This window comes from Pseudomonas sp. PGPPP4, assembly GCF_002256045.1.
In the GTDB taxonomy this organism is placed as follows: Bacteria; Pseudomonadota; Gammaproteobacteria; order Pseudomonadales; family Pseudomonadaceae; genus Chryseomonas; species Chryseomonas oryzihabitans.
This window is the reverse complement of sequence record NZ_NKID01000003.1, coordinates 371,988-391,427: the sequence shown is the minus strand read 5'-3', so window position 1 is coordinate 391,427 and position 19,440 is coordinate 371,988. Positions and strand designations below refer to the sequence as shown.

General features: G+C 66.1%; 17 protein-coding genes. 5 read left to right on the top strand and 12 right to left on the bottom strand.

From position 1 onward, the window contains the following. Positions 1-8: 8 nt before the first annotated feature. Positions 9-1,586 (bottom strand): ABC transporter substrate-binding protein, encoded by a 1,578-nt coding sequence (locus CFE50_RS07525; RefSeq protein WP_027597397.1) that lies wholly within the window; start codon positions 1,584-1,586, stop codon positions 9-11. A gap of 383 nt (positions 1,587-1,969) precedes the next feature. Between CFE50_RS07525 and rpmB the strand changes: the two genes are divergently transcribed. Next, positions 1,970-2,206, top strand: coding sequence for a 50S ribosomal protein L28 (gene rpmB / locus CFE50_RS07520; protein WP_007159903.1), 237 nt, complete (start codon positions 1,970-1,972; stop codon positions 2,204-2,206). An 11-nt stretch (positions 2,207-2,217) separates the two neighbouring features. Beyond that, positions 2,218-2,373, top strand: a complete 156-nt coding sequence (rpmG, locus tag CFE50_RS07515; RefSeq protein ID WP_007159904.1) for a 50S ribosomal protein L33 — start codon at positions 2,218-2,220, stop codon at positions 2,371-2,373. Between the two features lie 104 nt (positions 2,374-2,477). On the opposite strand, the gene CFE50_RS07510 is transcribed toward rpmG, so the two are convergent. The 3 genes from CFE50_RS07510 to CFE50_RS07500 all read right to left on the bottom strand — a co-directional run bounded on the left by CFE50_RS07510 (position 2,478) and on the right by CFE50_RS07500 (position 6,952). Next, positions 2,478-3,872, bottom strand: a complete 1,395-nt coding sequence (locus tag CFE50_RS07510) for an aminoacyl-tRNA deacylase and HDOD domain-containing protein (protein WP_286732336.1) — start codon at positions 3,870-3,872, stop codon at positions 2,478-2,480. Between the two features lie 75 nt (positions 3,873-3,947). After that, complete coding sequence (gene recG, locus CFE50_RS07505) at positions 3,948-6,023, bottom strand: ATP-dependent DNA helicase RecG (protein WP_286732335.1); 2,076 nt, start codon at positions 6,021-6,023, stop codon at positions 3,948-3,950. Further along, positions 6,020-6,952: a hydrogen peroxide-inducible genes activator gene (locus CFE50_RS07500; RefSeq protein WP_007159908.1), complete on the bottom strand. Its 933-nt coding sequence runs from the start codon at positions 6,950-6,952 to the stop codon at positions 6,020-6,022. The genes recG and CFE50_RS07500 overlap by 4 nt, the downstream gene beginning before the upstream one ends. A gap of 151 nt (positions 6,953-7,103) precedes the next feature. Here CFE50_RS07500 and CFE50_RS07495 point away from each other — a divergent pair, with 151 nt between their 5' ends. After that, positions 7,104-7,949, top strand: a complete 846-nt coding sequence (locus CFE50_RS07495) for an NAD-dependent epimerase/dehydratase family protein (protein WP_286732333.1) — start codon at positions 7,104-7,106, stop codon at positions 7,947-7,949. Between the two features lie 51 nt (positions 7,950-8,000). Here the strand turns inward: CFE50_RS07495 and gltP are convergent, their stop codons facing one another. From gltP to CFE50_RS07470, 5 genes are all read right to left on the bottom strand, one after another. After that, a complete protein-coding gene (gene gltP, locus CFE50_RS07490; protein ID WP_007159910.1) occupies positions 8,001-9,350 on the bottom strand; it encodes a glutamate/aspartate:proton symporter GltP in 1,350 nt (449 codons plus the stop codon). A gap of 453 nt (positions 9,351-9,803) precedes the next feature. After that, a complete protein-coding gene (locus CFE50_RS07485) occupies positions 9,804-10,634 on the bottom strand; it encodes an aldo/keto reductase (RefSeq protein ID WP_286732331.1) in 831 nt (276 codons plus the stop codon). Positions 10,635-10,700: 66 nt separating this feature from the next. Continuing rightward, complete coding sequence (locus CFE50_RS07480; protein ID WP_286732330.1) at positions 10,701-11,063, bottom strand: hypothetical protein; 363 nt, start codon at positions 11,061-11,063, stop codon at positions 10,701-10,703. Positions 11,064-11,208: 145 nt separating this feature from the next. After that, positions 11,209-12,408 (bottom strand): formaldehyde dehydrogenase, glutathione-independent, encoded by a 1,200-nt coding sequence (gene fdhA, locus CFE50_RS07475; protein ID WP_027597391.1) that lies wholly within the window; start codon positions 12,406-12,408, stop codon positions 11,209-11,211. 311 nt (positions 12,409-12,719) lie between these two features. After that, positions 12,720-14,027 (bottom strand): MFS transporter, encoded by a 1,308-nt coding sequence (locus CFE50_RS07470; RefSeq protein ID WP_278443279.1) that lies wholly within the window; start codon positions 14,025-14,027, stop codon positions 12,720-12,722. A gap of 487 nt (positions 14,028-14,514) precedes the next feature. Between CFE50_RS07470 and CFE50_RS07465 the strand changes: the two genes are divergently transcribed. Further along, positions 14,515-14,916: an acyl-CoA thioesterase gene (locus CFE50_RS07465; RefSeq protein WP_026083995.1), complete on the top strand. Its 402-nt coding sequence runs from the start codon at positions 14,515-14,517 to the stop codon at positions 14,914-14,916. Positions 14,917-14,934: 18 nt separating this feature from the next. Here CFE50_RS07465 and CFE50_RS07460 read toward each other — a convergent pair whose 3' ends face one another. Next, on the bottom strand, positions 14,935-16,143 hold the full coding sequence (locus CFE50_RS07460; protein ID WP_286732327.1) for an aldose 1-epimerase family protein: 1,209 nt from the start codon (positions 16,141-16,143) through the stop codon (positions 14,935-14,937). Positions 16,144-16,343: 200 nt separating this feature from the next. Here CFE50_RS07460 and CFE50_RS07455 point away from each other — a divergent pair, with 200 nt between their 5' ends. Then, positions 16,344-16,820 carry a glycine zipper domain-containing protein gene (locus CFE50_RS07455; RefSeq protein ID WP_502694687.1) on the top strand — a complete coding sequence of 159 codons (477 nt, stop codon included), beginning with the start codon at positions 16,344-16,346 and terminating at the stop codon, positions 16,818-16,820. A 45-nt stretch (positions 16,821-16,865) separates the two neighbouring features. Here the strand turns inward: CFE50_RS07455 and CFE50_RS07450 are convergent, their stop codons facing one another. Both CFE50_RS07450 and CFE50_RS07445 read right to left on the bottom strand, forming a co-directional pair. Next, positions 16,866-18,266, bottom strand: a complete 1,401-nt coding sequence (locus tag CFE50_RS07450; RefSeq protein WP_027597387.1) for a sugar porter family MFS transporter — start codon at positions 18,264-18,266, stop codon at positions 16,866-16,868. 109 nt (positions 18,267-18,375) lie between these two features. After that, positions 18,376-19,428 carry an SMP-30/gluconolactonase/LRE family protein gene (locus CFE50_RS07445; RefSeq protein ID WP_197852113.1) on the bottom strand — a complete coding sequence of 351 codons (1,053 nt, stop codon included), beginning with the start codon at positions 19,426-19,428 and terminating at the stop codon, positions 18,376-18,378. Positions 19,429-19,440 lie beyond the last annotated feature (12 nt).

Below are 19,440 nucleotides of genomic sequence, written 5' to 3'. Positions count from 1 at the left end.
ACGCGCTGCTAGCGACCGCCGCTGACCTTGCTGAAGTCCTGGCGGCCGAAGGGATTGGGCTGGTAGCCCTCGACGCCATTCTTGGCCAGCACCGTCACCGTCGGGTGTGCCAGCGGCAGCCACAGCGCCTGGTCGTGGATGATGCGCTGCGCCTGGTGGTACACCGTGGCCCGCGCCATCTGGTCGGACAGGGTCTTGCCCTTGCTGATGGCGCCATCCAGGGTCTTGTCGCAATAGCGGGCGAAGTTCAGGCCCGACTGCACCGAGGCGCAGGAGAATTGCGGCGTCAGGTAGTTGTCCGGATCGCCGTTGTCGCCGGCCCAGCCCATGAACAGCAGGTCGTGCTCGCCGGTCTTGGCGCGGCGGATCAGTTCACCCCACTCGATCACCTGGATCTGCGCATCGACGCCGATCTTCTTCAGGTCGGCCTGCAGCATCTGCGCGCCCAGCTGCGGATTGGGATTGAGCAGGCTGCCGCTGGGTCTCGTCCAGATGGTGGTCTTGAAGCCGTCCTTGAGGCCCGCCTGGGCCAGTAGCGCCTTGGCCTTGGCCGGGTCATAGGGATAGGCCGGCACGTCCTTGGCATAGCCCCAGGTGGTGGGCGGATAGACGTTGTCGGCGGCCACCGCGGTGTCCTGGAACACCGCCTTGAGATAGCTCTGCTTGTCGAACGCCAGGTTGATGGCCTGGCGCACCTTGATGTTGTCCAGCGGCGGATGGCTGGTGTTGATGCCGACGAAGGCGGTCATGAAGGCCGGCGTCTGCAGCACCTGCAGACTCTTGTCCTCATGGGCGCTCTGCAGATCCTGGGGCTTGGGCGACAGGGCGATCTGGCACTCGCCGCGCTTGAGTCGCTGCAGGCGCACCGCCGAATCCGGGGTGATGGCGTAGATCAGCCCGTCCAGCTTGGGCTTGCCGCCAAAGTAGTCCGGGTTGGCGGCGTAACGCACCACGGCGTCCTTCTGGTAGCGCTTGAAGACGAAGGGACCGGTGCCTATGGGCTCGTCGTTGAGCTGCTCGGTCTTGCCGGCCTTGAGCAGCTGCTCGGCGTACTCGGCCGAGTAGATGGAGGCGAAGCCCATGCTCAGGGTCGGCAGGAAGGTGGCGTCCGGGCTGTTGAGCACGATGCGCACACCGAGGTCGCTGGTCTTTTCCACGCTCTTGATCAGCTTGGGCCACTGCATCGACTGGGCATGGGGATAGCCGCTCTTGGCCACCCCGTGCCAGGGATGGTCCTTGTCCAGCATGCGCTGGAAGCTGAACACCACGTCGTCGGCCGTCAGGGTACGGCTGGGGGTGAAGTAGTCGGTCTGGTGAAACTTCACGTCCGGACGCAGGGCGAAGTCGTAGGTCAGGCCATCGTTGGAGATCGTCCAGCTCTGCGCCAGGCTCGGCACCAGCTTGGCTTCGCTGGCATCGTATTCCACCAGGCGATTCATCAGCACGTCGGCCGAGGCGTTGGTGGTGGTCAGGGAGTTGTACTGCACCACGTCGAATCCATCCGGACTGGCTTCGGTACAGACACTGAGCGTGGCGGCCTGCGCCAGCAGGGGCGCGAAGAGCAGTGGCAAGGCGGCGAAACGCATAGAACGATTCCTTGTAGAGCCGAAGTGGGCAGACGGCGCACGGATGACTGGCAACGGCGGACAGGGCGGTCGTCTGGCGGGCGTGGATTGAGTTTGGCAGTCGCTCTAAACTAGACCACCCGTCCGTCCGTCACAATGCTTCCGACCGACGAACGGTTGGCATTCCGGCCGGGCCCGCACAGCGCCCGGTGCGCGGGCATTTCATCCGTCGCCCTACCTTGTTATGCCCGAGTACTTCTGGTATAAAACAGCGCTCTTTTTTCGGGGTATGGCCGCTTCAGGTCCCCGGCGTTTGCCGGCTCTCCCCGTCAAAACAGGAATCAATACAGTTACAAGCGGCCAACCCATGCCGGGTTTGGCATGAGGTTTATGAGGGCTGAGCCATGTCGAGAGTTTGCCAAGTAACCGGTAAGGGTCCGATTACTGGGAACAACGTTTCCCACGCTAACAACAAAACCCGTCGTCGTTTCCTGCCGAATCTGCAGCACCACCGTTTCTGGGTAGAATCCGAGAAGCGCTTCGTGCGTCTGCGCGTTTCTGCCAAGGGCATGCGTATCATCGACAAGCGCGGTATCGAAACCGTACTGTCCGAGCTGCGTAGCCGCGGCGAAAAATTCTAAGGGGATTCGTCATGCGTGAATTGATCCGTTTGATTTCCAGTGCCGGCACCGGCCACTTCTACACCACTGACAAGAACAAGCGCACCAAGCCCGAAAAGATCGAAATCAAGAAATTCGATCCGGTCGTGCGCAAGCATGTCATGTACAAGGAAGGCAAGATCAAGTAATTGATCGCCCCCTTGAACAAGAAACCCGCCTCGGCGGGTTTTTTGTTGTCTGGCGTCCGGCCCGGCAGCTCCGGCGCCCGGGGCGCCGGAGGCCGCTCGGCCCGCTACTTGAACTGACCGGTCAGCTCGCGCAGGGCGGCTTCGGCGCCAAGGATCTTCTGCATGCACTCCCGCGCCTTGGCCGGATCGATGCTCAGCCGCGCATAGAGCTCGTCGGGAATCGGCTGGGCCGGGCCGTTGCCGATGCCCTCGGCGCGCAGCAGCTGCACGGCCAGGAAGATCAGGTTGGGATAGACCGCCTGCTCGCTCTGGTAGCCCGGATCGCCCTGGAAGCGCAGCGCCGTCACCACCTCTTCGGGCATTTCCCAGCAGCGCATCAGGGCCGCACCGATCTGCTCGCGGGTGATGCCCAGCAGGTGGTGCTCGATGACCTGGTGATCGAGCTGGCGGTTGGCCTCCAGGTGGCGGCAGATCAGCGAGAAGTGCGGCGGAAAGACATGGGCCAGCACCAGATAGCCGAAGTTGTGCAGCAGGCCGCCGAGATAGGCCAGGCCCATCTCCGGCCGCTCCGCGCGGGGCATGGAGCGCGCCAGGCCCTCGATCAGGGCGGCGGTGTAGATGGCCTGCTTCCAGTAGGGGGTTTCCTGCTGGGCCTGGTCACTGGGCAGGCTCAGGGTCTTGCCCAGGGCCAGGCCGAGGGCCAGGTTGATCACCAGGTCGAAGCCCAGCACCCGCACGATGGCGTCTTCCACCGAGCGGATCTTGCCGGGCGCGGCATAGTAGGGCGAGGCGGCCCAGCTGATCACCTGGGCCGCCAGGGCCGGATCGGTCTCCACCACGTTGGCCAGGTCGTCCACCGTGGCGTCGGGGTCGACCCGCAGCTTGATGACCTTTTCCGCCGTCTTGGACAGCGGCGGGATCTCCAGCGTCTCCTCCAGGCGCTGGCGGATGCGCCGCGCGGTGAAGGCGGTGGCGGCATGCAGGATCTCCGCCTCGTCGCGCTCCGGTTGCCGCAGATTCGGCTGGATACCGGCCGCCGGGATGCCGAAGCTGCCCGCGGTGGCCTGATTCAGCAGACGGCGATAGTCAGATGTTTCCACCTCCAGCAGCAGCGAGCGCTCACCGGATTCCAACAGCAGGTGCGGCGCCTCCAGTAGTCGCTCGTCATACAGGCAGGGGGAATTGGTCAGCGACGGCAGCCCCGGCAGGACATCCAGTTCGTAGCGCTCCAGGGTACGCATCAGCCGCTCCGGCGCCACCACCGTCAGTTGCCGCCCGGTGAATTCCACCAGCCGGCGCAGGTCCAGCAGCTGATCCTCGGGTAGGAGCACCAGCAACATGCCGACGCTGTCGCTCAGGAGCACCGTGTGTACCCGATTCCCTTGCGGCAGGCGCGTCGTCGCCGGGACCGGCCGATAGGCCAGGTTCAACTGGGCGAGCAACTGCTGGATCGAAGGGGGAACCTCGGGGAGGGGTGAAGCGAGCGCTACATCGGTCATGGCATTTTCTTCCTCACGTACGCTCTGGAGTATAACCATTCGGCTCCGTAGGTAGCGTCGTCTGTATAAGCTTTGTCAAACCTGGCCGTATTGCTGGCCATGGCGCAACCAGCGCTCCAGCAGCGGACCGGCATGACTGGGCCAGCGGGCCAGCAACTCCTGGGCGGCATCGCGCACCGCCGGCAGCCAATGGGCGTCGCGCATCAGATCGGCCACCTTGAACTGCAGCAGGCCGGTCTGACGGGTCCCCAGCATCTCGCCCGGACCGCGCAACTCCAGGTCCTTCTCGGCGATGATGAAGCCGTCGTTGGTCTCGCGCATGATAGCCAGCCGCTCACGACCGATCTGCGACAGCGGCGGATGGAACAGCAGCACGCAGTGGCTGACGGCGCTGCCCCGCCCGACCCGGCCGCGCAGCTGGTGCAACTGGGCCAGACCCAGGCGTTCGGGATTCTCGATGATCATCAAGCTGGCGTTGGGCACGTCCACCCCCACCTCGATCACCGTGGTGGCCACCAGCAATTGCAGGTTGCCGGCCTTGAACTCGGCCATCACCGCGGCCTTTTCCGCCGGCTTCATGCGCCCGTGGATCAGGCCGACGTGCAATTCGGCCAGGGCCAGCTGCAATTCCTCGTAGGTGGTCTCGGCCGCCTGGCAGGTGAGTTCCTCGGATTCCTCGATCAGGGTGCAGACCCAGTAGGCCTGGCGCCCTTCGTGGCAGGCGGCGCGCACCCGCTCCACCACCTCCTCGCGACGGCTGTCGGTGACACTCACGGTATTGACCGGCGTCCGTCCCGGCGGCAGTTCGTCGAGCACCGAGGTGTCCAGATCGGCATAGGCGCTCATGGCCAGGGTACGCGGGATGGGGGTGGCGGTCATGATCAGCTGGTGCGGCGCCAGGCGGCCGTCGACGCCCTTCTGGCGCAGCGCCAGGCGCTGCTGCACGCCGAAGCGGTGCTGTTCGTCGATCACCACCAGCGCCAGGCGGGCGAAACGCACCTCGTCCTGGAACAGCGCATGGGTGCCCACCACCATGGGCGCCCCGGCGGCGATGCGCTCCAGGGAGCTGGCGCGGGCCTTGCCCTTGAGCTTGCCGGCCAGCCAGGCCACCTCGATGTCCAGGGCGGCGAACCAGCGCTGGAAGTTGAGGAAGTGCTGCTCGGCGAGGATCTCGGTGGGCGCCATCAGCGCCACCTGATAGCCGGCCTCGATGGCCTGCAGGGCGGCCAGGGCGGCGACCACCGTCTTGCCGGCGCCGACGTCGCCCTGCACCAGCCGCAGCATGGGCTCGGGCTGGGCCAGGTCATGGGCGATCTCGCGCCCGACGCGCTGCTGGGCACCGGTGGGGGTGAAGCCAAGGTTGTCCAGGTACACCTGTGGCAGCCGGCGGGCGGCCGGCAAGGGCACCGCCCGCTGGGCGCGCAGGGTCTCGCGCAGCCGCTGCAGGGACAGCTGGTGGGTCAGCAATTCTTCGAAGACCAGCCGCTCCTGGGCCCAGTGCCGGCCCTCGGCCAACTCATCCAGGTCCGCATCCGACGGCGGCCGGTGCAGATAGCGCAGGGCATCGGCCAAGGGCCCCAGGCGATAGTGCGCGGCCATCTCCGGTGGCAGCCAGTCGGGCAGGGATTCGGGGCCGAGTCGCTCCAGCGTCTGGGCACTGAGCTGGCGCAGGCGCAGCTGGGTGAGGCCTTCGGTGGTCGGGTAGATGGGCGTCAGCGTCTGCTCGACCGGCGCCGGGGCGTTCTCGTCCTGGGCGCGGTATTCGGGGTGGTAGATCTCCAGGCCCGAGGCGCCGGGGCGCACCTCGCCATAGCAGCGCAGCAGGGTGCCGCGCTTGAGGCCGTCCTTTTGCGCCTGACTGAAGTGGAAGAATCTCAGTGACAGGGTGCCGCTGCCGTCCTGCAGGCGCACCAGCAGGCTGCGCCGGCGCCCCATGAGCACCTCGGCGGAGGCGACCATGCCCTCCACCACGGCGTCCTGACCGGGTCGCAGGGCGCCGATGGGCACGATGCGGGTGCGATCCTGGTAGCGCAGCGGCAGGTGGAAGAGCACGTCCTGCAGGGTTTCCAGGCCGACCCGCGCGAGTTTCTCCTGCAGGGCGGCGCCGACCCCCTTGAGGGCGGTGACCGGCGTCGCGGCCAGTTCACTCATGCCGGCTGCACGACGCCCTTGGCTTCAGGCCGCGCCACCGAGCACAGACGGACCGAGTCGGCCAGCACCTCGATGGCCTTGGGCCGCGGAAAGCTGGCGCGCCAGGCGATGGCCACGGTGCGATAGGGCACCGGCCGCTCGAAGGGGCGCACCTCGATGATTCCCGGCGCATAGTGGTGACTCTCCACCGCCGAGAACGGCAGCACCGAGACGCCCAGGCCGGAGGCCACCATGTGGCGGATGGTTTCCAGCGAAGAGGATTCCACCGTGGAATTCTTGTTTTCCTCGTGCTTGCGCACGGTCGGACAGGCTTCCAGGACCTGGTCGCGGAAGCAGTGGCCTTCGCCCAGCAGCAGCAGGCTCTTGTCGCTGAGCTGGTTTTGCGGAATGGCCTTGAGCTTGGTCCAGGGGTGCCGCGCCGGCATCATCACATAGAAGGGTTCGTCGTACAGCGGCAGGGTCAGGACGTCCGGCTCGTTGAACGGCAGGGCGAGGATGACGGCATCCAGTTCACCGGTGCGCAACTTGTCGCGCAGCAGGTGGGTGAAGTTTTCCTCGATGTACAGCGGCATCTCCGGCGCCACCCGGTTGAGCTGCGGGATGAGGTGCGGAAAGAGATAGGGCCCGATGGTATAGATGGCACCGATCTTCAGCGGCGCGGTGAGCTGGTTCTTGCCGGCCTGGGCCAGTTCGCGGATGCCCTGGGCCTGCTCCAGCACCTTTTGCGCCTGGGCGACGATGCCCTCGCCGGTGGGGGTCAGGCGCACGGCACTCTTGCTGCGCTCGAAGATCAGAATGCCCAGCTCGTCCTCGAGCTTCTTGACGCCGACCGACAGCGTCGGCTGGCTGACGTGGCAACGCTCGGCAGCTCGGCCAAAGTGCTGTTCCTGGGCGAGCGTGACGATATAGCGCAGTTCAGTCAGGGTCATAGTCAAATTCCATGGGGTGCCGGCCAATCTTAGCGGCTGTCTCTATCAACGGCCAAGCGCGACGGGCAGCAGCCTGCGCTCTCGGGTTGGACCACGGCCGGGCGCAGGCTACCCTGGCCGTCTGTCCCGGCCTTTGCAGAAGGAAACACCGATGAGCACCATCCTGATCGCCGGTTGCGGCGATGTCGGCAGCCGTCTCGGCCTGCAACTGGTCGCCCAGGGCCACCGGGTCTTCGGCCTCAGACGCACTGTCGCCGCCCTCCCCGCCAAATTGCTGCCGGTCGCGGGCGATCTCGCCGAGGCCACGCCGCCGGCCGCCTGGCCGCGCGAACCCCTCGACCAGGTGGTCTATGCCACCGCCGCGACCCACCATGACGAAGCCGGCTATCGCGCCGCCTATGTCGAGGGCCTGCGCCACCTGCTCGGCTGGCTGGCCGCCTGCGACCAGCGTCCGCAGCGCCTGCTGTTCGTCTCCAGCAGCGGCGTCTATGCCCAGGGCGATGGCGCCTGGGTCGACGAAACCGCTCCCGCCGAACCCGAGCGCTTTTCCGGGCGCATCCTGCGCGAGGCGGAAGACCTGGCGCTGGGCAGTGGCCTGCCCGCCAGCGTGGTCCGCCTGACCGGCATCTACGGCCCGGGCCGCGAGGCGCTGCTGCGCCAGGTGCGCGAGGGCTCCCGGGTGACCCGCGAGCTGCCGCTGTATGGCAATCGCATCCATGTCGAGGACGCCGCCGGCCTGCTGGCGCTGCTGCTGCAGCGGGATCGCGAAGGCGTCGCGCTGGACGCCTTCTATCTGGGCGTGGACGACGATCCGGCGCCGCTGGATGAGGTGGTGGACTGGCTGCGGGCGCGCCTGGGCATCACCTTCTGGTCCGACGAGGCCCAGCTGCGCCGCGCCGGCAGCAAGAGGTGCAGCAACGCCCGCGCCCGGGCCCTGGGCTGGACGCCCCGCTACCCCAGCTATCGCGAAGGCTACGCGGCGATTCTCGACCGCTGAAAGGAAAGAGCCCGGCACAGGGCCGGGCTCCGTTCTCCGCTAGCCAGCCACTCAGTCGCGCAGGGCTTCACCGCGGGTGGCCTGAGGACGTTCCTCGACCTTGGCGGTGCTCTTCAGGTGCGGCAGGGCTGCCCAGTAGGCGGCGCCCTTCTCGGCGTCGTAGAGACCTTCCCACTTGGCGATGACCAGCGCGGCCAGGGCGTTGCCGATCACGTTCAGGGCAGTGCGCGCCATGTCCATGATGCGATCCACACCGGCGATGAAGGCCAGGCCTTCCAGCGGAATGCCGACGCTGCCCAGGGTGGCCAGGAGCACCACGAAGGAGACGCCCGGCACGCCGGCGATGCCCTTGGAGGTGACCATCAGGGTCAGCACCAGCAGCAGCTGCTGGCTCAGCGACAGGTCGATGCCATAGAGCTGGGCGATGAACAGCGCCGCGATGCTCTGGTAGAGGGTGGAGCCGTCCAGGTTGAAGGAATAGCCGGTGGGCACCACGAAGCTGGTGATGGACTTGGGCGCGCCATAGGCCTCCATCTTCTCGATGATGCGCGGCAGCACGGTTTCCGAGCTGGCGGTGGAATAGGCCAGGATCAGCTCGTCCTTGAGGATGCGGATGATGCGGAAGATCGAGAAGCCGAACAGCTTGGCCACCAGGCCCAGCACGCCGAGGGCGAAGAAGCCGATGGCGACGTAGACCAGCACCACCAGCTTGGCCAGCGGCAGCAGGGAGGCGAAGCCGAAGTTGGCCACGGTCACCGCGATCAGCGCGAAGACGCCGATGGGGGCGTAGTTCATGATCATGTGGGTGACCTTGAACATGGCTTCGGAGATGCCCTGGAAGACCCGCACCACCGGCTCGCGGGTGGCTTCCGGCAGGGCGCCCAGGCCCAGGCCGAACATCACCGCGAAGAAGATGATCGGCAGCATCTCGCCACGGGCGACGGCGGCGAAGACGTTGGACGGGATCAGGTTGAGGATGGTCGCGATGAAGGCGTGGTCATGCTGCACTTCCGCGGTGGTCTTCTGGTACTGGGAGATGTCGGTGGTACCCAGGGTGCTCATGTCGATGCCGGCACCGGGCTGCACGCTGTCGGCGAAGAACAGGCCGACGACGATGGCCAGGGTGGTGACGATCTCGAAGTAGAGGATGGTCTTGAGACCGATGCGACCGAGCTTCTTGGAATCGCCGACGCCGGCGATGCCGACCACCAGGGTGGCGATGACGATGGGCACCACGATCATCTTGATCAGCCGGATGAAGATGTCGCCGGCCGGCTTGAGGACGTTCGAGATCCACCAGGCCTTCTCGGCGCTGAAGTGGTTGAGCAGTGCGCCGACGGCGATCCCCAGCACGAGGCCGATAAGGATCTGCCACGCGAGGCTGAGCTTGGGCTTGGTCATGTACCGACACCTTTGTTCTATTTGGATGGAGTTCGGGACGAACGTCACCGTGCCGGGTCGTGATGCGCGAAGCGCATGCAACGCCAACGAGAGGGTGCGTTCAGGCTGCGGAAACGGTGCTCGAAAAGGACTGGGAGCACCAAGGCGTCACACTTTTGCCAGAGGGTAACGGGGTATGTCTAATGCCGCTGTCGCCTGCCCTATGCCGATCCGGCATGAGGTGTCCCGAAAGGGCCGCGCAGCATACAGGCACTGGCGCCTTGCGCGCCAGGCATACGGAGGCGCCGCTCATCGCGGCGCCTTAGAACCTGTTCAAAGGCTCGCGAGCTAGAGCCAAACAAGGCGAAAAGATCTGAGGAAGCGGAGTTTACGAATGGTAAATGAGCATTCCGAAGGTCTTTTCAACGCCGTTTGGCCGACGCGCAGCAGACTTTGAGCAGGTTCTCAGGCCGCTCAGCCGTTGAAGGTGGCCGGATCCGGCCCCAGACGCTTGTCCTGGTTCAGCCCGGCAATCTGCCGCATGTCCTCCTCGTCCAGGGCGAAGTCGAAGATCTGCATGTTCTCTTCGATGCGCTTGGGCGTCTTGGATTTGGGGAAGATGATGTTGCCGAGCTGGATATGCCAGCGCAGCACCACCTGGGCCGGCGTCTTGCCGTGCTTGGCCGCCAGTTGCTGCAGCACCGGGCTGCCCAGCAGCTCGCCACCTTGGGCCAGCGGACTCCAGGCTTCGGTGGCGATGCCCTTGTAGGTGTTGAAGTCGCGCAGCTCCTGCTGCTGCAGCAGCGGATGGCACTCGATCTGGTTGACCACCGGCACCACGCCGGTCTCGGTCAGCAGGGTCTCGATGTCGGCCTGGCGGAAGTTGGACACGCCGATGGACTTCACCCGGCCCTGGTTGCGCAATTCGATCAGCGCCTTCCAGCTGTCGAGGAACAGGCCCTTTTCCGGCAGCGGCCAGTGGATCAGGTAGAGGTCGACATGCTCCAGGCCCAGCTTGGCCAGGCTGGTGTCGAAGGCGCGCAGGGCGCTGTCGTAGCCCTGGTCGGCATTCCACAGCTTGGTGGTGATGAACAGCTCGTCACGCGGCAGACCAGCCTGAGCGATGGCCTGGCCGACGCCCTCTTCGTTGCCGTAGATGGCGGCGGTGTCGATATGTCGGTAGCCGAGTTCCAGGGCGGTCTTGACCACCTGGGCGGTCTCTTCGGCCGGGGTCTGCCAGACCCCCAGGCCGAATTGCGGAATGTGGTGACCGTCGTTGAGCTGAAGACGGGTGATCGCGGACATGCGTCGCTCCTCTGAGATTGATGACTGTCAGAGGTGTGACTGATGGCGGTGGCCTTTTGCTCCCGATCAGTCCAGTCGCACGGCTTCGGGAACGCTGTAGCTTTCGACCCAGCCCAGCAGGGTACGGCCGTCCTGCTGCACCTCGATGCGCTTCCAGCGCTGGAAGGAACGGGTCTCGATCACCCGCACCTGGGTGTCGCCGTCCAGCCGCGTCAGGGTGTTGCGCGCGCGTTCGCGGCTGCGGTCGTAGACGAAGGGCCACTTGAGCACATCGACCGGGCCGCGCAGCATCCAGCCCTGTCCTTCCTCGGCGAAGCGAAAGGACACGCCACCTTCGGCACGAGCCGGGTTGCTGCCCAGCAGCAGCACGGAGGCCATGAGCAGGAAGGGAAGGATACGGCGAAGGGTCGAACGGACATTCGGGGTCATGCTGGCCTCGTCTGTGGCACCAAAAAAAACAGCGCCCGGGGCGGACGCTGCGGAGGTAGACCCTCTGGTGCGCCAAACGACTGCACGGCTTGCCCGAGAAATGCCAAATGGCCAGCAGTCTCGGGCAAAATCCTTAGTGCAATAGCTAGGCCGCGCTGAACAGCTTGTGCGGGTCGATGACGAATTTCTTCGGGACGCCCGAATCGAATTCGCTGTAGCCGCGGGGGGCCTCGTCCAGGGTGATCACCTGCACGCCGACGATGTCGGCGATCTTGATGCGATCCCACATGATCGCCTGCATCAGCTGGCGGTTGTACTTCATCACCGGGGTCTGGCCGGTGTGGAAGCTGTGGGACTTTGCCCAGCCCAGACCGAAGCGGATGCTCAGGGCACCCTGCTTGGCGGCGGCGTCCACGGCACCCGGATCGTCGGTGACGTAGAGGCCGGGAATGCCGATCTTGCCGGCCACCCGCACGATGCCCATCAGCGAGTTCAGCACGGTGGCCGGGGCCTCGCTCTTGGCGCCTTCATGACCATGGCCACGGGCTTCGAAGCCGACGGCGTCGACCGCGCAATCGACTTCCGGCGTGCCCAGCAGCGCGGCGATCTGCTCGTGCAGCGGCGTGTCCTGGGACAGGTCGGCGATCTCGAAGCCCTGGGCCTTGGCATGGGCCAGGCGTACCGGATTGACGTCGCCGACGATGACCACGGCGGCGCCCAGCAGGCGCGCCGAGGCGGCCGCTGCCAGACCGACCGGGCCGGCGCCGGCGACATAGACGCTGGTGCCCGGACCGACGCCGGCGGTGACGGCGCCGTGGTAGCCGGTGGGCAGGATGTCGGACAGGCAGGTCAGGTCACGGATCTTTTCCATGGCCGCGTCGCGATTCGGCAGCTTGAGCAGGTTGAAGTCGGCATAGGGGACCAGCACGTATTCGGCCTGGCCACCGACCCAGCCGCCCATGTCGACGTAGCCGTAGGCACCGCCGGCACGCGAGGGATTGACGGTCAGGCAGACGCCAGTGTCCTGCTCCTTGCAGGTGCGGCAGCGACCGCAGGCGACGTTGAAGGGCACCGAGACCAGGTCGCCGACCTTGAGGGTCTCGACGTCGCGACCCGCTTCGATGACCTCGCCGGTGATCTCGTGGCCGAGTACCAGGCCTTCGGGGGCAGTGGTCCGGCCGCGCACCATGTGCTGATCGGAACCACAGATGTTGGTGGAGACCACGCGCAGGATGACGCCGTGGTCGATACGCTTGCCCTGCGGGGTTTCCATCTTCGGGTAGGGGATGGTCTGCACCTCGACCTTGCCCGCGCCCAGATAGACGACGCCACGATTACCGGACATGTTGCACCTCGCTCTTATTGTTGGACTGGCTCTGGGCTTTGTCTGAAAAGTGCCTGCGCCTCGGCGATGCGGCGTCAAAAATCAGCTCGGAATGCTCATTTACCGGTCGTAAACTCCGCTTCCTCGCCGATTTTTTCCTTGCCTCACCTTCGCTCGGCGACTTTTCAAACAAGCCTTAGCGGTTCGAGCCTAGTCCTCGCGAAGCGCGGCGTCTGTGGGGATGGCGTTTTTGGTGATGCCGAGGTCGTCCCTGCGGGTCGGCCTGGCCAACCCGGTCACGCCGCCGCGGCGGGCGGCGCGACCGGCCGGGATCAGGCGGGGGCCAGGGCGGCGGCGCGGCGCTCGCGGCTGAGCAGGTAGCAGCCGATGCCCACGCCGAGCAGGGCCAGGCCCATGACGTACCAGGCCGGGCCCAGCGGATGCTGCTTGAGCATCAGGGTAACGACCATGGGGGTCAGGCCGCCGAAGATGGCGTAGGCCACGTTGTAGGAGAAGGACAGCCCCGAGAAGCGCACCTTGGGCGGGAAGGCCAGCACCATCACCCGCGGCACGCCGCCGATGACGCCGACCGCCGCGCCAGCCAGGGCATAGAGCGGGAACAGCCATTCCGGATGGACCTTCAGACCGGCATAGAGCGCCCAGCTGGCCACCGCCAAGAGCAGACCGCCGCCGATGAACACCGGACCGCTGCCGAAGCGATCGGACAGGGCGCCGGAAACGATGCAGCCCAGGGTCAGAAAGACGATGGCCAGGCTGTTAGCCTTGAGCGCCAGGGCGGCGGAGAAGCCGTACTGGGTCTGCAGCAGGGTCGGGGTCATGAGGATGACCACCACGATGCCGGCGGTGAGCATCCAGGTCAGCAGCATGGACAGGATCACGCTGCTGCGGTGGTCGCGCAACACGGCCTTGAGCGGCACTTCCTCGGCCAGCGACTTGTGGATCGCCAGTTCGGCGAACACCGGCGTCTCGTGCAGCCAGCGGCGCAGATAGACCGAAAACAGGCCGAAGACCCCGCCGATCAGGAAGGGAAAGCGCCAGGCGTAGTCGGCCACTTCCAGCGGGGTGAAGACGGTGTTGATCAGGGTCGCCATCAGCGAGCCGAGCAGGATGCCGAAGGTGAGACCGGCGGTCAGGGTGCCGCAGGCATAGCCGACGTGCTTGCCGGGGACGTGTTCGGAGACGAACACCCAGGCGCCGGGTACCTCGCCGCCGATGGCCGCGCCCTGGATGATGCGCAGCACCAGCAGCAGGATCGGCGCGGCCACGCCGATCTGGGCGTAGGTGGGCATCAGGCCCATGCCCAGGGTCGGCAGGGCCATCATGAAGATGCTCAGGGTGAACATCTTCTTGCGCCCGAGCAGGTCACCGAAGTGGGCCATGATGATGCCGCCCAGCGGACGCGCCAGGTAACCCGCGGCGAAGATGCCGAAGGTCTGCATCTGCCGCAGCCAGTCGGGCATGTCGGCGGGAAAGAACAGCTTCCCCACCACCGCGGCGAAGAAGACGAAGATGACGAAGTCGTAGAACTCCAGCGCACCGCCCAGGGCGGACAGCGAGAGGGTCTTGTAGTCGTTGCGGCCCAGAGGGCGCGACGTGAGCGGCGCAGAGGCGGATTGCAGTTTCATCGAGGATCCCGGACAAGAGAGGAGCGCAAAGGAAATTCGGCCTCTGGCATCCCTCCGGGTGTAGCGGACAAGACGCGGCCCCGAGTGACCGTCCGCCTGGAGCGGCTGGCAGGGATCGGGCGGGTCGCCGGATGGGCGCCGGACCTGCACTGCGCCGCCTGCGCTCTTGTGGAGCACGGCAGCAGCAGGTCTACCGATCATTACCTGATCATCGGACGTGCAGGGCCCTCTGGATTGCCTGGCCGTGCACGGTCTCCACGATAGCAAATCTGCAAGGAATTTCCGCTATTCATTCAGTGCCCATTCAGGGCCCATCTGCCGAGCTATGGCTGTTCCATCCTGGTGCAAAAGCGGTCGAGCCGCCCTGCCCCAGGCGTTATACTGTAGCCCCCTAACGATCTCCGCCGAGAGATTGGCAGCATTCTTGCGTGCAGATGCTGAACGTTACCTACCTATCCGGGCTCCCGAGGGCCCTGTCATGATCGAAGAGCTCGAACAAGAAGATCCCATCCCCCAGGGCGACCTGGCCATGCAGATCACTGCGCTGCCCCGCGAGACCAATGGCTTCGGCGACATCTACGGCGGCTGGCTGGTGGCCCAGATGGACCTGGCCGGCAGCGCCATGGCCAGTCGCCTGGCCGCCGGGCGCGTGGCCACCGTGGCCATCGACCGCATGGCCTTCATGACGCCGGTGCCCGTGGGCGCACAGCTCTCCTTCTATACCAACACCCTGGAGGTGGGCCGCAGCTCCATCCAGATCCTCATCGAGGTCTGGAGCGACGATCCGCTGTCCAGCGAGTGGAGCAAGGTGACCGAGGCGGTATTCGTCTTCGTGGCCATCGATGGCAGCGGCCGCACCCGCCCCCTGCCCGCGCGGCGCTAGCACCCGCCGGCCTTGCCGCTAGGGCTCCCGGGCCAGCGGCGCCTCGCGCACCTGGGTCGGCCGTCCGTGGCGGATGCCTTCGACCTGCTCCAGCGCCTGCCGGACCTCGGCGGCGGTGGCCAGCAGCCGATAGTCGAGAGTGAAGTCGCGCGTGCCGCCGGCCTCGATGCGCGGCACCAGCCCCAGGGCCCGCTGCTGGCTGCGGTTGTAGGAAAAGCTGGTGCCCGGCTCCAGGCCGGTGACATAGCCCTGGGCCTTGGCATCGGTGTTCTTCCACAGGGTGAAGACCGGCAATTCCCGCACATTGAAGGCCAGCGCCACGCCCTGGTGGGCACTGCGATCGTGCAGTACCGCGAGGCTGCGCCCTTGATCGTCGCCCCAGGGATAGAGGTTGTAGACCGTCTCGCCATAGCCCGGCGTGGGCGCGCGATAGGTCTGCCACTCCGCCAGCTCCTGGCGCGCCCGCGCATCGAAGGGTGACACCTCCCGCACCGGCGCGGCGAACCGGGCGCCTTCACCGAGCAGCGGCGGCCCGAAATTGCTGTGATAGAGCACCTGGTACTCGGCGGCGTGCGCCCCCTGGTTGGTCAGGCGATCGTGCAGGGTGAAGCCGGTGGCCCCGGCGTGGGTGACCAGTTCGGTGTCGATGCGAAAGTTGGCCTGCTTGAAGGCCTCCTCGTGCAGCACGCCCTTGAGGCTGATGCGGTGCGGCGGCTGTTCGTCGATGGTCAGCACCACCTGGCTGGCCGGCAGGTAGCTGGCCCGACCGTGCAGGGTCAGCAGTTGCCCCTGGTCCATTCCGGGGTGGCCGACCCACTCGAAGCCGGCGCGCGCCACCAGTTCGTTGAAGCCTTCCAACCAGCCCAGGCCATTGCGGCTCTCCAGGTTGACGAAGGCCGGATTGACCACCTCGCGCACCGGCGAATCCCAGCCCAGTCGCAGGGTGCCGGCCTGGGCGCGCAGGACGTTCATGCCGCGGGTCGCCACCACGGTGAGTTGCAGGGCGCCGGTGTCGATCTCGATCAGCACCGAGCCTTCCTGGCGCCCGCCACTCAGGCGGTGCACGCCGACGGCAAAGGCCAGGCCATCGCGCAGGCCCAGGCGATCGCTGCTGATGCTCCAGTTCTGCACCGGCTTGTCGGGGGCGATGAGGGTGTATTCCCAGGCCGAGGCGCTGGCGCTGACAAGGAACAGGAGACAGCCGGACAGCAGACGAGCATGAATCATGGAGTCCCCTTGGCGGCGCGATCGCCTTGAGTCTAGACCAGCCTTCGCCCGGCTGCAGGCCTCGTTCCAGACCCTGAAAAGGCGCGAGACCGGCGATTCCCGTATAGGTTTGTTCAAGGAAATCAAAGGAATGGGTAAAGACAACCTTTACCATTCAAACGACCGTTCGGTACTTGCCAGGGCAGCGATTTTTGCCGAGGATCGGCTCGTCTCTACCACGGAGTGGACTCCATGAAACCTTCAGCCCTGTTCTTGTTGCTTGCCCTGCGGGCGTTGCCCCGGCGTATGCGGGCAATACCGAAGCCGGACTCGGCGGCGCCGTGGGTGGCGTACTCGGTACCCTGGTCGGCCAGCAGGTCGGCGGCAGCACCGGTGCGGCCATCGGTGCCGGCGTCGGCGGTGCAGCAGGTGGTGTACTGGGCGCTGACCGGCGCAATCGTACCGAGGCCGCCATCGGCGGTGGCCTGGGCGCGGCGGGCGGCAACGTGATCGGCAATAGAGTCGGTGGTAGCACCGGCGGTCTGGTCGGCGCGGCCCTGGGGGGCGGTGCCGGCGGTGCCCTGGGCAACAACCTCGGCGACAGCGGTCGCGACGACCGCGGCTATCGGGGCTATCGCGACCACCCCGGCAAGGGCTGGAAGCACGCCAAGCACCGACACAAGCACTGGGATCGGTAATGAAAAACGCCCGGCTATGCCGGGCGTTTTCCTGTGCGCTCGAGCCTACTGACCGAGGTCGCGCAGGCGCTTGCCCTGCATCAGGTTGCGTTCGATGCGCTCCAGGGTGACGCCCTTGGTCTCCGGTACCAGCAGGAACACCAGGAAGATGAACACCACGTTCAGACCGGCATAGATCCAGAAGGTGGTGCCCTGCCCCAGGGTGCCCAGCATGGTCAGGAAGGTGGCGCCGACGATCATGTTGGCGATCCAGTTGGTGAAGGTGGAGCAGCCGATACCGAAGTCGCGGCCCTTGAGCGGCTGGACTTCCGAGCACAGGGTCCAGATCAGCGGACCGGCCGACATGGCGAAGCCGACGATGAAGATCAGCAGCATGACCACGGTAAAGGTCTGCTGGCCGTGGCTCAGGTTGCCCATGCCGAGCATGGTGCCGACCACGCCCAGGCCTACGGCCATGACCACGAAGCCGGTATAGAGGATGGGTTTGCGGCCCCACTTGTCGACCAGGAAGATGGCGATGAAGGTGGCCAGCACGTTGGTCAGACCGACCGCGGCGGTAAACCACATCTGGGCGGCGGTGTCGTAGCCCATGCCTTCGAAGATGCGCGGCGCGTAGTACATCACCACGTTCATGCCGGTGAATTGCTGCACCACCTGCAAGAGCACGCCCAGGCCCACCGAGCGGCGGAAGTTGGCGTTCTCCTTGAACAGCGACCAGCCCTTCTGCGGCACCTTGAGCTGCTCTTCGATCTCGGCGACTTCCTGCTGGATGACCTTTTCGTCACCGCGCAGCTTGTGCAGGACCTTGATGGCCTCCTGCTTGCGCCCGGCCATGATCAGCCAGCGCGGACTGTCCGGCAGGGCGAAGACGCCGATCAGGAACAGCACCCCGGGGATGGCGATGATGCCGAGCATCCAGCGCCAGGCCTCGTAGTAGCTGAAGGCGGTGTTGGACAGGAAGGCGATCAGGATGCCGGCGGTGATCATCAGCTGGTACAGCGAGATCATCGAGCCGCGGATGTTTTCCGGGGCGACCTCGGCCAGGTACAGCGGCGCGGTGAAGGAGGCGATGCCGATGGCCAGGCCGAGCAGAAAGCGGGCAAAGATCAGCATGGTCGGCGAGGTGGCCAGGCCACAGAGGATCGAGCCGATGACGAACAGGATGGCGCCCAGCATCAGGGACTTCTTGCGCCCCAGCTTGGCCGACAGCGAACCGGCGCCCAGCGCGCCCAGGGCGGCGCCGGCCATCATGCTGGAGACGATCCACTCGATCACCTGATCGGAGATCTGGAATTCCTGCTGGATGAATTTGGTGGCGCCTGAGATGACGCCGATGTCGAGGCCGAACATGAGGCCGGCCAGGGCGGCCATCAGGCAGGCGAAGATCGCCTTGGGCTGCGCCTTTTCGGTGACGTGACCGTCGGCGTGGGTAGTGGTGTTGCTCATGACTGAGGCTCCTCGCTCGCCTTGTGGGCGATCTTGTTGTCGCGGGTCGTTCCGTATCCGTTTGTTACAGACCTGTCCAACGACCCTTGGTTCGGCCGATGAGAAGCCCCTACCAGAGCCGCGCGGGCTGGGCGTTCACATAGGTGGCATAGAGCGAACCGCCGCCGGTGATGAACAGGCGATTGCCCTTGAGGCCGCCGAATTCGACGTTGGAGACGGTTTCCGGCAGGTGCAGGGTGGCCAGCGGCTGACCGCCCGGCGTAAAGACCCGCACGCTGTTCTGCTCGGCCGAGCCGGCCCAGCTGCACCAGAGGTTGCCGTCGCTGTCGACGCGGAAGCCGTCGATCACGCCCTGCTCCTTGGCGTCGATCAGCACCTCGCCGCCGCCGAGGGTGCCGTCGTCCTTCACGGTGAACGCCCTGAGGTGATTGGGCTTGCCGGGATTGCCGCCGCCGGCGGTGTCGCTGATGTAGAGGCGCTTGCCGTCGGGCGCGAAGGCCAGGCCATTGGGGCGGCCGAAGTCGCCCACCGCCACCGTGGCCTTGCCCTGGGGGTCGATGCGATAGACGTTGGTGGGCAGCTCGAAGTCGGCCTTGTGGCCCTCGTAGGCGCCGAGGATGCCGTAGCCCGGATCGGTGAACCAGATGGCGCCGTCAGCGCCGACCACCACGTCGTTGGGCGCGTTCAGCGGCTTGCCGTCGAAGCGGTCGAGCAGCACCGTGACGCTGCCGTTCAACTCGCGGCGGGTCACGCGGCGGCTGTCGTGCTCGCAGCTGATCAGCCGACCCTCGCGATCGCGGGTGTGACCGTTGGCGTTGTGGGACTGGTCGTCATAGACGCTGACATGGCCGTCGTCGGCGCTCCAGCGCATCACCCGGGCATTGGGGATGTCGCTGAACAGCAGGCAGCGCCAGTCGGCCATCCACACCGGGCCTTCGGTCCAGAGACCGCCGGACCACAGTCGTTCGACGAAGGCGTTGCCCAGGCGACCCTTGAAGGCCGGGTCGTGGATCTCCCAGGCCGGATCGGGCATGACGATGGGCGGCTTGCCCTCCCAGTTGCGGGTGAGGCCGAACTTGTCGTCGGCCAGGGCGCGACTGGCGACCAAACCGGCCGAGGCGGCCAGGGACACGCCAAGAAAGGTGCGACGGGCGAGTGGCATGGGGAGACTCCT